Below are 12,258 nucleotides of genomic sequence, written 5' to 3' on the forward strand. Positions count from 1 at the left end.
CCACCCCACCACCGAAGGGCACCACCCGTGACCGTTCAGCGCCCGATCATCTCGGGCTTCCACCCGGATCCGACCGTCTGCCGCGTCGGCGATGCCTACTACCTGGCGACCTCGAGCTTCGAGTACGCACCGGGCGTTCCGATATTTCGCTCGGCCGACCTCCGTTCCTGGGAGCTGATCGGGCATGCCCTCGCCCGTCCCGAGCAGCTCGATGTGTCGGCCGCCGGGCCGTCGGGCGGAATTTTCGCTCCGACCCTGCGTCACCACGACGGCCGCTTCTGGATGATCACGACGAACTGGTCCGACGACGGCGGGCAGCTGATCACGTGGGCCGAGGACCCTGCCGGGCCGTGGTCGACGCCGGCCCGCATCCTGAGCGCGATCGGGATCGATCCCGACCTGTTCTGGGACGACGACGGACGGTGCCTGATGACCTATGCCGGGTTCGGTCCGGGCGGGGGAGAGGGAATCGTGCAGTCCGAGATCGATCCCGAGACCGGTCGGGTACTGACCGAGCGTCGCTGGCTGTGGTCGGGCACCGGTGGCAAGTTCCCGGAAGGCCCGCATCTGTACAAGATCGAGGGCTGGTACTACCTGTTGGTCGCGGAGGGTGGCACCGAGAGGGGGCACGCCGTCACGGTCGCTCGGTCGCGCACACCGCAGGGGCCGTTCGAGTCGAACCCTCGCAACCCGGTGCTGACCCACCGAGGCACCGACCTGCCGGTGCAGAACACCGGCCATGCCGATCTGGTCCAGGGTGCCGACGGCGGCTGGCGCATGGTCTTCCACGGTGTGCGTGCACGTGGGTCCAGCCCGGAGTGGCACGTTCTGGGGCGCGAAACCTTCGCCGACGAGCTGAACTGGGAGAACGGGTGGCCCAAGGTGGGTGAGCACCTTGCTCCGACGTCCGCCGTCGACTCCGTCGTGCACGAGCGACTCGACGGCCGGTTGCCACCGTCCTGGGTGGGGGCCGCCTGCTTCCCCGAGCAGGTTCTCTCCCGTGAGTCGCAGGCCTGGTGCCTGACCGCACCCGCGGATGCCGACCCGGTTTTCGTCGGACGGCGACAGGAGCATCTCTACGCGCGTGTCTGCGCCCGCCTCCGTGTCAGTGGTCGAGGCGGCATCGCCGTGCGTATCGACGCGCAGCACGGCGTCGAACTCGACATTTCCGACGGCACCGTGCGCGCGATCTGGGCGGTGGGCGGTATCCGCACCACGCTCGGCGAGCGAGCGTGGCAGGGGGAGCCGTTGGAGATCCGGTTGCTGCCGTCGGACGGGCACGAGTTCTCCACGGCGCGTGGACCGGACTCGGTCGTCGCAGGCGTGGTCGTGGACGCAGCGTTCGTCGAGCTGGGTCGCATCGACGGTCGCTACCTCTCGACCGAGGTTGCAGGCGGCATGACGGGTCGAATGTTCGGAGCCGTCTGCGCCGACGGCACGGTCTGCATCGACAGCTTCGAATACCAGGGTTCCGACGAACCCACAGCGTTGTTCTGATCATCGGCCCTCGCGGGTTCCATCACAATAGAAAGGAAGACCATGACGTCTTCACTGCCCCAACTGTCCACACGCGGCGGATCTCACGCGCTTCTCGTCGGCGACGAGCCTCGCCTGTTTCTCGGTGGCCAGGTTCACAACTCGGTGCCATCGAGCCCGGCTCACGTCGCTGATGCCTTCGCGGCAGTGTCGGCGCTCGGTGCCAACACCGTCGTCGGGAGCGCGGCGTGGTCGCAGGTAGAGCCCGAGGAGGGGCAATTCGACTTCTCCACCGTCGACGCCCAGATTGCGGAGGCGAAGACACACGGGCTCCAGCTCATCCTGATCTGGTACGGCGCGTACAAGAACGCTGGGTCGACGTACACGCCGCGCTGGGTGCGCGGCGACACCGAGCGATTTCCTCGCGCGGAGTTCCACAGCAAGCCGGTCGTGTGGACCTACGACGGCCAAACCGCGAAGCCCGTCCTGTCGGTCTTCGGAGCCGAGTTGCGGGCTGCCGACCAGCGAGCATTCGTCGCATTCGTTCGTCATATCGCCACGGCCGACGTGAATCGGGTAGTGGCCATGGTGCAGATCGAGAACGAGATGGGCGTCCTGGGTGACAGTCGTGACCGCTGCGAGCCTGCCGAGGCGGCGTGGGCAACGGACGTCCCCACCTCGCTGCTCGACCACCTCGACAAGCGCGGCGATCTGCTGCGCCCCGAGCTGGCCGAGACATGGGAGCGTCAGGGACGCCCCTCGGCGGGCACCTGGGCCGCCGTCTTCGGCGACGACCGGCGAGCGCACGAGATCTTCATGGCCTGGGGCTTCGCCTCCTACGCCGAGGCGCTCGCCGAGGCGGGCAAGCGTGAATACCCGATTCTCATGTACGTCAACGCCTGGCTGGGGCCTCAGCCCGGGCAGCCAAGGCCCGGCGACTACCCGAGTGGGGGTCCGACCGCAGGCGTCCTGGACGTGTGGAAGGCGTGCGCACCGTCCATCGACTTCATCGGTGCGGACATCTACGTCAACGATGCGAAGCCACCCATGGCCGACTACCACCGTGATGACAACCCACTGTTCGTTCCCGAGGCGCAGCTCTCCGCCGGATCACTTTTCTACGCGCTGGGACGGCACGCAGCGCTCGGCTACTCGGCCTTCGGTATCGAGGACGTCCGCCCCGACGGACAGTTCGCCGACGCCTTGCGCGTTCTCGGCTCGATCCAGACCACGATCGCCCGGGCCCAGGCCGAGGGGCGCATCGTCGGCATCTTGCTGGACGACGAGACGCCGCTCGAGACGCTGACCATGGGGCAGATCACGGTGACCGCCCGCGGCAGTCGCGATCTGCTGGCGACCCTCCTTCTCGACGCGGGCATTCCCACCCCGCCGCCCACTCCCGTTCCGCCGGTGGCCACCATCGCTACTGCGCCTCAGCCGATCTCCGAGGACGGTCGCCCGTTCGGTCTGCTCATCCAGGAGAGCGAGGACGAGTTCCTCCTCGTGGGTCAAGGCCTGACGCTCGACTTTGCCGCGGCCACCGGCCGTGTCGAACTCGATCACGTGCAAGAAGGTCGTTTCTCCCCCGACGGGACCTGGCAGGCCGGTCGCGTGCTCAACGGCGACGAGCGGCTCTACTTCGTTCCGCTCGACGCCATCGGTGCCGCCCGTATCCGTTTGCTCACGACCCCGTAATTGCGGCGAACACCGCCCCGTCCGAACACCGTCCCGTCCGAACAGCGTCCCGACCCGTCCGACTACACCCGAGGAGACCAGTCATGGCACGTCCGATCACCCTGTTCACCGGCCAGTGGGCCGACCTTCCGTTCGAGGAAGTCGTCCGACTCGCAAGTGAGTGGGGGTACGACGGCCTCGAGATCGCGTGTTGGGGCGATCATCTCGACGTGTGGAGGGCGGCCGAGGACGACGCGTATGTCGACGGCAAGCTTGCCCTCCTCGACAAGCACGGGTTGAAGGTGTTCGCGATCTCCAACCATCTCAAGGGCCAGGCGGTGTGCGACGACCCGATCGACGAACGGCACCGGGCCATTCTGGAACCCCGCATCTGGGGCGACGGCGATCCGGAGGGCGTTCGGCAGCGTGCGGCCGAGGAGCTGAAGATGACGGCCCGCGCCGCCGAGCGACTCGGCGTGAAGACGGTAGTGGGCTTCACCGGGTCTTCCATCTGGAAGTACGTCGCGATGTTCCCTCCGGCCACCGAGGAGATGATTGCTCGCGGATACGAGGATTTCGCGAACAGGTGGAACCCGATCCTCGACGTGTTCGACGAGTGCGGTGTGCGCTTCGCCCATGAGGTCCACCCTTCCGAGATCGCCTATGACTACTGGTCGACCGTTGCCACGCTCGAGGCGATCGGGCACCGCGAAGCGTTCGGGCTGAACTGGGATCCGAGCCACATGGTGTGGCAGGACGTCGACCCGGTCAGCTTTCTCTGGGACTTCAAGGACCGGATCTATCACGTCGACTGCAAGGACACGAAGAAGCAGATGACCAACGGTCGCAACGGCCGGCTGGGGTCGCATCTTCCGTGGGCCGATCCTCGACGGGGTTGGGATTTCGTGTCGACCGGGCGTGGCGACGTCCCCTGGGAACAATGCTTCCGCATGCTCGGTGCCATCGGATACGACGGACCGATTTCGATCGAGTGGGAGGACGCAGGCATGGACCGTCTCATCGGAGCACCGGCGGCCATCGAGTTCGTGCGGTCGATGGTGTTCGACGCCCCGGCCGCCGCCTTCGACGCCGCTTTCACGGCCAAGTCCTAGAGCTGCCGAGTCCTAGAGCTGCCCAGCCTGACCCGTCTCGTAGCCGACGGGTCAGGCCGAGGCGGTGCGGTGAAGCTGTGCTGCGTGCCCGATCGGTGAGCCGTTCTCGACCCAGGTGCCCAGTGATGCAGGCTCGAAAAGGCACTCGATGGCGAGGTGCGCAGCGCCGATCACGCCTTCACGGAAGTCGAGCGAGGCCGGGCGCACGGTCAGACTTCGGCCGGACAAGTCGTTGACTCTTCGGCGGATGACCTCCTCGAACGCGGTGACGACGCTCGGCCCGACCCGCAAGGCTCCGCCGCCGAGGACGATTGTTCCGGGGTTGGCGAAGCTGACCAGGTTGGCCACGGTGGCCGCGACAGTGCGCGCGCCGTCGAGCACGGTCGGCAGGGCCAGGTCGTCTCCTGCTGCTGCGGCTCTGCCGATGTCGGCTGCGCTCATGCGACCGTTCGTCCGCATCGCGATGTCGAGGAGTGGGCTCTCGTGGGCACGTGGGGTCAGTCGGTCGACCAGCCCCCAACCACCGGCCAGCGCCTCGAGGCATCCGGTCCGGCCGCAGCGGCAGTGCACGTCGGGATCGTCGGTGATGCGGATGTGTCCGATGTCGCCCGCAGCTCCTCGATCTCCGCGAAAGACGGTCCCTGCGCTGACGAGCCCGGCTCCGATGCCGGTGTCCATCAGCACGTAGAGAAGGTCGCGGCCGTCCCGCGAAGCTCCCCGGTGCCATTCGCCCAACGCCATCATGTTGACGTCGTTGTCGACCCATACCGACGCGTCGTAGCGCTCGCGGAACCAGGCGCGGATGTTGAACCCTTCCCACGCCGGCATGATCGGCGGAGCCACCAGGGTGCCCGTGTGGAAGTCGACCGGACCCGCGATTCCGATTCCGAAGGCCCACGGCTCGGTGCGCGTTCGCCGGCCGAGCCGGCCGAACATTCGGTCCAGTGACTCGAGGGTTCCTCGTGGTTCGTCGCCGGTGACGCGGTCTTCGTGTGCGGAGGCGATCAGGGTGCCGTCCAGAGTCGAGACGGCCGCGGACAGCTCGGTGGCACCGATCATCCCGGCATACACATGCCCGGCATCCGAACGGAGGCGCAGCATGCGCGACGGCCGCCCGCCTGCGGACGGTGCCATTTCGCCCGTTTCGAGTAGTCCGACGTCGATGGCCTGCTGAACACGCTGTGCGACGAGTTTGCGGCCGAGGCCGGTGCGCTGCTCGAGCGCTGGTCGGGTGCTCGCGCGACCTGTTCGCACCAGGTTGATCAGCTGACCGTGCACGAATGCTTCCTGTGGCGATGACAGCACCATCGAAGCCTTCTTTCGCTTGGTCGATCACTTGCGTTCTCAGGGAACCTAACAGGCAGACGTCGACAGTGATGGTCACTACCTCCGCCTATTCGGAATGGTGATGAGGGGCATCAGCCCAAAGGGGGGGCCGATCGTTGACATAAGTTCCAAAGAAACAGAAGATGGGCAGCAACGTGATGAGCATCACGAACATGCTCGTCCGGTGTGGTACACCACCCCGCGGCCCTGCCGCTCGACCAACCAGTGGAGATGTCATGAAGAAGTCCCTCGGAGCAGCGTGTATCACCGCGCTGATGGCGCTGACCGTTGCCTGCGGTTCCAACGCCGGCGGTGGCGGAGGCTCGTCCGCCGACGGCACACTCAGCGTCGCGACATTCACGCCGCCGTCGTCCTTCGCCGTCGGTGAGATGGCGTCCAGCGGTCCAGAGGACACCTACTACCAGGCGGTTTACGACAAGCTCTTCGAGCTCGACAGCGAGGGCCAGCCGGTCCCGTCGCTCGTCACCGAGTGGAAGTACGACGAGAGCAACACCAAGCTCAGCCTGACGCTGCGTGACGACGTGAAGTTCACCGACGGAACCGCCTTCGACGCCGACGCTGTGAAGAAGAACATCGAAGCGGCCCGCGCGGCCAGTGGTGAAGCCGGCTCCGCGCTCACCTCCGTCACTTCCGTCGACGTGGTCGACGCCACTCACGCCGATCTCGTGCTCGGTCGTCCCGACCCGGGCCTGGTCGCTGTGTTGGCCCGTAGCTCGGGCTACATGGCCAGCCCTGCTGCGCTGGGCTCGCCGGACCTTGCCACCAACCCTGTCGGGTCCGGCCCGTACGTCTTCGATCAGGCCGCGTCGACGACCGGGAGCATCTACGTCTTCGAGCGCAATGCCGACTACTGGAATGCCGACGCTTACTCCTACGACAAGCTCGAGCTGCGGTTCCTCGATGACAACAGCGCCATCGTCAACGGACTGCGCTCGGGGAACATCGACGCTTCGGTGACGAGCAGCCAGGACGTCATCTCGGCGGCCGAATCCGGTGGGCTCAACGTCGAGAAGTACTTCAACGGTGCCATCGAGGGCGTGTTTCTCTGGGACCGTAACGGTGCTCTCGCCCCTGAGCTCGCCGACGTCCGAGTGCGCCAGGCGCTCAACTACGCCACCGACCGCAAGACGATCGTGGACGTGGTCCGAGGTGGGCTCGGAACCGCTACCACACAGATTTTCGGCCCCAGCTCGGACGCTTACGTGGAGTCGCTGAACGAGTCCTACCCCTTCGATCTGGACAAGGCCAAGCAGCTCATGGCCGAAGCCGGGTACGCCGACGGCTTCGACCTCTCGCTGCCGGACTTCTCACCCATCTTCCCCAACGAGCAAGCCGCCATGGACGAGATGTTGAAGTCGCTCAACATCAGGGCCAGCTACCAGCCCATCACCGGCGACCAGGCGATCGGCAGCATCATGGGTGGCCAGTGGCCGCTGAACCAGTTCATGCTCACTGCGTCCTCCCCGTACGAGATGATCGCCCTCGCGTTGACCGAGCAGTCGCCGTTCAACCCGTTCAACAGCACCGATCCCGAGCTGACCAAGCTGGTCGACGCGGCATACACGGCATCGACGGACGACCAGCCGGAAGCGCTTCAGGCGCTCAACACCTGGCTCGTCGACAACGCCTGGTTCCTTCCCTGGGACGCGGCCGAAGCGTCGATCGTGTCGAGCAAGAGCGTCACCGTGGCCACCGTGCCGGGCGTCGGTGTGCCGCCGCTCGCTTCGTTCACTCCCGCCGGCTGACAGGTCTACCGAGCGCCGGTGTCTGCGATCCGCATCGACGGGCCGCAGACACCGGTCACCACCCTCCGTGCCCAGACCGGCCGGACCCATCGAAGAACCAAGGAGGACATCGTGGTCCTGTTCCTGTTACGCCGCATCGGCTCCGGTGTCGCTCTGATCGCCGTGACCGCCACCGTCACGTTCATCTTGACCAGCCTGACCGGCACCGACCCGGGAAGACGCATTCTCGGAAACAACGCCACCCTGGACGCGGTCGCGACGAAGAACCAGGACCTGGGTCTGGATCGCCCACTCCTCGTCCGATTCTGGGACTGGATACTCGGCGCCGTCCGCGGTGACCTGGGGACCTCCTGGTTCAACAACCAGTCCGTGAGCAAGTCGATCGCCGACGCCCTGCCCATCACGCTCTCGCTGGTGATCGCTGCGGTGGTCCTGACGGGCGTCGTCGCGGCCGCCATCGGTGTCCTGGCCGCTGTTCGCGGCGGCTGGCTCGACCGGGTCGTGCAAGTGGTCTCGATCGTCGGGTTCGCCGTACCCAACTTCTTGGTCGCACTCCTGCTCGCTCTGGTGTTCGCGGTCAACCTCGGCTGGTTCCCGGCGATCGGGTACACACCGTTCTCGGAGAATCCCAGCCAGTGGCTGCTGTCCATCACCCTGCCGGCTCTGTCGCTGGCCGGAGGCGCGATCGCGACCGTCTCGACCCAGACCCGCGGGTCCATGATCGATGTTCTCGAGCAGGACTACATCCGCACGCTTCGCAGCCGCGGGCTGCCGGTGCGCAGCATCCTGTTCAAGCACGCTCTGCGCAACGCGGCTCCGCCGTCCCTCACCGTCCTGTCGCTCCAGTTCATCGCGCTCGTCAGCGGCGCGGTCGTCATCGAGAAGGTCTTCGGACTCAACGGCGTCGGCCAGCTCGCCACCTCGGCGGCCAGTCAAGGCGACGTCCCGGTCGTCCTCGGCGTCGTCGTGATGGTCGTGCTGATCGTCGTGGTCGTCAACCTGCTCGTCGACATCGCGCTCGGCTGGCTCAACCCAAAGGTGCGCATCTCATGAGCAGCTCTCTCGACATTCGGACGACCGACGTCCCCGGCCCCGTGCCGACCGACGCTACGGCCCGCGCGGGTCTGCTGCGCCGGCTGGTGCGTGACCCGCTTGCCGTGTTCGCCCTGAGCTGGTTGCTGCTGGTCGTGATGATCGCCGTCCTCGCTCCGCTACTCACGTCGGCCGACCCGACCGCGAGTCAGATCTCCGACGCGCTGGCGCCCATGAGTCCCCAGCAGCTGCTCGGCACCGACGGGGTGGGGCGTGACGTGTGGGCCCAGCTCCTCTTCGGCGCTCGCACCAGCCTCATCGGTGCCGTCATCGTCGTGCTGGTCTCGCTCGCGATAGGCCTGCCCGCAGGTCTGCTGGCCGGGTTCTACCGCGGCCGGCTCGACGGAGTGGCGAGTTGGATCGTGAACCTTCTGATGGCGCAGCCGGCCATCATCATCCTGCTGGTGGTCCTGACTCAGTTCGGTCGTTCTACTGCGCTGGCGATGTTGGTGTTCGGGTTCCTGATCGCGCCGGGCGTCTACCGTCTGGTGCGCGGGTCTGTCGTCGCGGTGCGCGAGGAGCTGTTCGTCGATGCTGCCCGTGTTTCCGGGCTGAAGGACCTTCGTATCGTGCGACGCCACATTCTTCCGGTCGTCGTGGCTCCCACCGTGATTCAGATGTCGCAGATCCTCGGTATCGCCATCGTCGTCCAGGCCGGCCTGGAGTTCCTCGGACTCGGCTCGGCCAACCAGGCGAGTTGGGGCGGGATGCTCAACGACGCCTTCAAGAACATCTACACCGCACCTCTGCTGCTGCTGTGGCCGAGCGTGGCGATCGTACTGACCGTCACCGCGTGCGGACTGTTGGGCAACGCGCTGCGAGATGCGCTGGGCGCGGCCGGTCGAGTGAACACCTCCAAGCGTGACCGAGCGACGAACGCCCCCGCCCCCCGAGCATCCGTCGTCGAACCCAGCGCAGCCGAGGACGGTGATGCGCTGCTCTCCATCAGCGGCCTGACGGTGGCCTACCCGACGGCCGGCGGAGAACTGAAACAGGTCGTCGGCGGTATCTCGCTCTCGCTCCGTCGCGGTGAGGTGCTCGGCCTGGTCGGCGAATCGGGGTCCGGGAAGTCGCAAACCGCGTTCTCGGTGCTGGGCCTGCTGCCGCGCAACGCGCGGACCAGCGCCTCCCGGCTGATGTTCGACGGTCAGGATCTGAACGGCCTGGACGCGAGCAGCTGGAACAAGCTGCGAGGCTGCCGAATCGGCTACATCCCTCAGGAGCCGATGTCGAACCTCGACCCGTCCGCCCGTATCGGCTCACAGCTCGTCGAACCGATGCGCCACCACCTGGGACTGTCCAAGGCGGCGGCCGCTACCGAAGCGCTCCGACTGCTCGAACGCGTCGGGATCCAGAACGCGCAACGAGTGTTCGATTCCTACCCACACCAGATCTCCGGAGGTATGGCCCAGCGCGTCCTGATCGCCGGTGCCGTCTCGTGCGGACCGGACCTGCTGATTGCGGACGAGCCGACCACAGCACTCGACGTGACGGTCCAGGCCGAGGTATTGGACCTCATTCGCGAGCTGCAGGCCGAGCGCAACATGGGCGTGCTGCTGGTCACCCACAACTTCGGCGTCGTCGCCGACGTCTGTGACCACGTCGCAGTGATGAGGCAAGGCGAGATCGTCGAGCACGGACCCGTCGAGCGTCTTTTCTCCGCGCCGGAACACGAATACACCCGCATGCTGCTCGACTCGATTCTCGAGGACGGGTCGCAGTCCTCGAACGACGGTGACGTACTTCCGCCGCGTCCCGACACTTCAACCGCGCCACCCGAGACCCGGGTGCAGTCGAACGGAAGCCTTCGATGAGTACGCTCCGCGCATCCCTTCCCACCGAGGACGAATCGGTCTCCTCGGTGGCAGAGACCCCACTGCTGTCCTGCGATCAGGTCGTCGTCGAATACCCCGTCCGCGGGTGGCGGGCAGCACCGATCCCGGTGCTGCACGGCGTCAGCGTCGATGTCGGTGCCGGCGAGACCGTCGGTCTGGTCGGGGAATCCGGCTCCGGCAAGACCACCCTCGGCCGAGCGGTGCTGGGCCTGGCTCCCGTCACCGGCGGCGAGGTCCGGTTCGAGGGGCGGGTCATCTCCGGTCTGGACAAGAAAGCGCGACGGGCGCTGAGCGCGGACATCCAGGTCGTGTTCCAGGACCCCTACTCCTCGCTCAACCCGGCGATGACCGTCAGCGACATCCTCGCCGAACCGCTCATCACCACCGGCAGCACCAGCGCCGAGGCCGCCGCCCGGGTCCGGTCCCTGCTCGACGACGTCCACCTTCCCGCCGATGCCGGGGGGCGCTTGCCTCGCGAGTTCTCCGGCGGGCAGCGTCAGCGCATCGCGATCGCGCGAGCGTTGTGCCGTGAACCCAAGTTGATCGTGTGCGACGAGCCGGTGAGCGCGCTGGACCTGTCCACCCAGGCACGGGTGCTGGACCTGTTCACCGAGATCCAGGCCCGCACCGGGGTTGCCTACCTGTTCGTCAGTCACGACCTCTCGGTCGTGCGCCACATTTCGGACCGGGTCGCGGTGATGTATCGCGGCGAGATCGTCGAAACGGGAACGGCCGACAAGGTGACCCGTCGGCCCGACCACCCGTACACGCAGCGGCTGCTGCTGGCCTCTCCGATCGCGGACCCGGCGGCCCAGGCGCAGCGACGGGCCGCTCGACGTCGCATGTTGGACGCCTCGGAGTCCGCAGCGGTGCCGTCGACGGTGCAGGCCGGCTGATGGCCGATGGAGTCAGGGCCGCGATCATCGGTACCGGTTTCATGGGCGGCGTCCATGCCCGTGCGATCCAGCGGTCCGGCGGTCGAGTTCACCGGGTCCTCGGTTCGTCACCGACCCGGTCCCGGGAGGCGATGTCGGCGCTGCGGGCCGACGGCTTCGCGACCTCTCTCGACGACCTTCTGGACGACGACAGCATCGACGTCGTTCACGTCTGCACGCCCAACGGCACGCACGCGGCACTGGTGCGGGCAGTGCTCGCGGCCGGAAAACACGTGGTCTGCGAGAAGCCGCTCGCCAGCGGTCTGACCGAGGCCGAGGAGTTGCGCGCGCTGGCACACGACGCCGGCGTGGTCGCCTCGATTCCTTTCGTCTATCGGTACTACCCGATGGTGCGGGAAGCACGGGAACGGCTCGCGAACGGCACCAGCGGCCGGGTACGGCTGTTCCACGGGTCCTATCTGCAGGATTGGCTGGCCGACCCCGACGACGACAACTGGCGTGTCGACGGTTCTGCGGGAGGTAGCTCGCGCGCCTTCGCGGACATCGGCGTGCACTGGTGCGACCTGCTCGAGTTCGTCACCGGTCATCGCATCACCCGGCTCGCGGCGCTCACGTCGATTGCGATTCCGCGCCGCGGCGGAGCGACGGTCGTCACCGAGGACGTCGCTGCGCTGACCTTCGAGACCGACCTGGGCGCGGTGGGCAACCTGACCGTCAGCCAGGTCAGCCACGGCCGTAAGAACCGGCTGTGGTTCTCCGTCGATGCCGAGCGCGAGAGCCTCGGCTTCGACCAGGAGTCACCCGACCGGCTGTGGGTGGGTGGCCGCGAGGTCAACCAGGAACTCATGCGAGGTGTGGCTCGACCCGGTGCTTCGGGCGACTACTCGGCGCTGCCACCCGGGCACCCGCAGGGCTACCAGGACTGCTTCGACGGGTTCGTCTCCGATACCTACCGTGCGATCGGCGGCGAGGTCCCCGACGGCCTGCCGACCTTCGACGACGGGCTGCGGGCCGCGCGGATCACCGCCGCTGTGCTCGACGCCGCCGCCCGCGACACCTGGGTCGATATCCGGCCTTGACG

9 protein-coding genes are annotated in these 12,258 nt (G+C 67.0%); 8 read left to right on the forward strand and 1 reads right to left on the reverse strand.

Translation table 11 applies throughout. From position 1 onward, the window contains the following. The first annotated feature begins 27 nt into the window (after positions 1–27). The 3 genes from ACFI9K_RS14545 (at position 28) to ACFI9K_RS14555 (ending at position 4,262) form a co-directional block, all read left to right on the forward strand. Positions 28–1,497, forward strand: a complete 1,470-nt coding sequence (locus ACFI9K_RS14545) for a glycoside hydrolase family 43 protein (protein WP_462664147.1) — start codon at positions 28–30, stop codon at positions 1,495–1,497. Between the two features lie 42 nt (positions 1,498–1,539). Further along, positions 1,540–3,171, forward strand: a complete 1,632-nt coding sequence (locus ACFI9K_RS14550) for a GH35 family beta-galactosidase (RefSeq protein WP_462664148.1) — start codon at positions 1,540–1,542, stop codon at positions 3,169–3,171. A gap of 83 nt (positions 3,172–3,254) precedes the next feature. After that, the gene (locus ACFI9K_RS14555) at positions 3,255–4,262 is read left to right on the forward strand and encodes a sugar phosphate isomerase/epimerase family protein (protein ID WP_462664149.1); all 1,008 of its coding nucleotides are present in this window, start codon (positions 3,255–3,257) and stop codon (positions 4,260–4,262) included. A gap of 51 nt (positions 4,263–4,313) precedes the next feature. Here ACFI9K_RS14555 and ACFI9K_RS14560 read toward each other — a convergent pair whose 3' ends face one another. Continuing rightward, entirely contained in the window at positions 4,314–5,570 is a 1,257-nt protein-coding gene (locus ACFI9K_RS14560) for an ROK family protein (protein WP_462664150.1), read from the reverse strand. 254 nt (positions 5,571–5,824) lie between these two features. Here ACFI9K_RS14560 and ACFI9K_RS14565 point away from each other — a divergent pair, with 254 nt between their 5' ends. The 5 genes from ACFI9K_RS14565 to ACFI9K_RS14585 are packed head-to-tail and all read left to right on the forward strand — an operon-like array spanning position 5,825 to position 12,256. Further along, positions 5,825–7,354 carry an ABC transporter substrate-binding protein gene (locus ACFI9K_RS14565; RefSeq protein WP_462664151.1) on the forward strand — a complete coding sequence of 510 codons (1,530 nt, stop codon included), beginning with the start codon at positions 5,825–5,827 and terminating at the stop codon, positions 7,352–7,354. A gap of 18 nt (positions 7,355–7,372) precedes the next feature. Next, positions 7,373–8,407, forward strand: a complete 1,035-nt coding sequence (locus ACFI9K_RS14570) for an ABC transporter permease (protein ID WP_462664152.1) — start codon at positions 7,373–7,375, stop codon at positions 8,405–8,407. Then, positions 8,404–10,260: an ATP-binding cassette domain-containing protein gene (locus ACFI9K_RS14575; protein ID WP_462664153.1), complete on the forward strand. Its 1,857-nt coding sequence runs from the start codon at positions 8,404–8,406 to the stop codon at positions 10,258–10,260. Before ACFI9K_RS14570 ends, ACFI9K_RS14575 begins: the two co-directional genes overlap by 4 nt. Then, positions 10,257–11,177 (forward strand): ATP-binding cassette domain-containing protein, encoded by a 921-nt coding sequence (locus ACFI9K_RS14580; protein ID WP_462664154.1) that lies wholly within the window; start codon positions 10,257–10,259, stop codon positions 11,175–11,177. Before ACFI9K_RS14575 ends, ACFI9K_RS14580 begins: the two co-directional genes overlap by 4 nt. Beyond that, entirely contained in the window at positions 11,177–12,256 is a 1,080-nt protein-coding gene (locus ACFI9K_RS14585; RefSeq protein ID WP_462664155.1) for a Gfo/Idh/MocA family protein, read from the forward strand. Before ACFI9K_RS14580 ends, ACFI9K_RS14585 begins: the two co-directional genes overlap by 1 nt. Positions 12,257–12,258: the final 2 nt, after the last annotated feature.

The organism is Rhodococcus sp. PSi06, from assembly GCF_054960675.1.

What these genes read in the sequence shown, in the direction of transcription:
- ACFI9K_RS14550 (WP_462664148.1), top strand. Translation starts at nt 1,540, where the DNA reads ATGACGTCTTCACTGCCCCAACTGTCCACACGCGGCGGATCTCACGCG.
- ACFI9K_RS14555 (WP_462664149.1), top strand. Translation starts at nt 3,255, where the DNA reads ATGGCACGTCCGATCACCCTGTTCACCGGCCAGTGGGCCGACCTTCCG.
- ACFI9K_RS14560 (WP_462664150.1), bottom strand. Translation starts at nt 5,570, where the DNA reads ATGGTGCTGTCATCGCCACAGGAAGCATTCGTGCACGGTCAGCTGATC.
- ACFI9K_RS14565 (WP_462664151.1), top strand. Translation starts at nt 5,825, where the DNA reads ATGAAGAAGTCCCTCGGAGCAGCGTGTATCACCGCGCTGATGGCGCTG.
- ACFI9K_RS14575 (WP_462664153.1), top strand. Translation starts at nt 8,404, where the DNA reads ATGAGCAGCTCTCTCGACATTCGGACGACCGACGTCCCCGGCCCCGTG.
- ACFI9K_RS14580 (WP_462664154.1), top strand. Translation starts at nt 10,257, where the DNA reads ATGAGTACGCTCCGCGCATCCCTTCCCACCGAGGACGAATCGGTCTCC.
- ACFI9K_RS14585 (WP_462664155.1), top strand. Translation starts at nt 11,177, where the DNA reads ATGGCCGATGGAGTCAGGGCCGCGATCATCGGTACCGGTTTCATGGGC.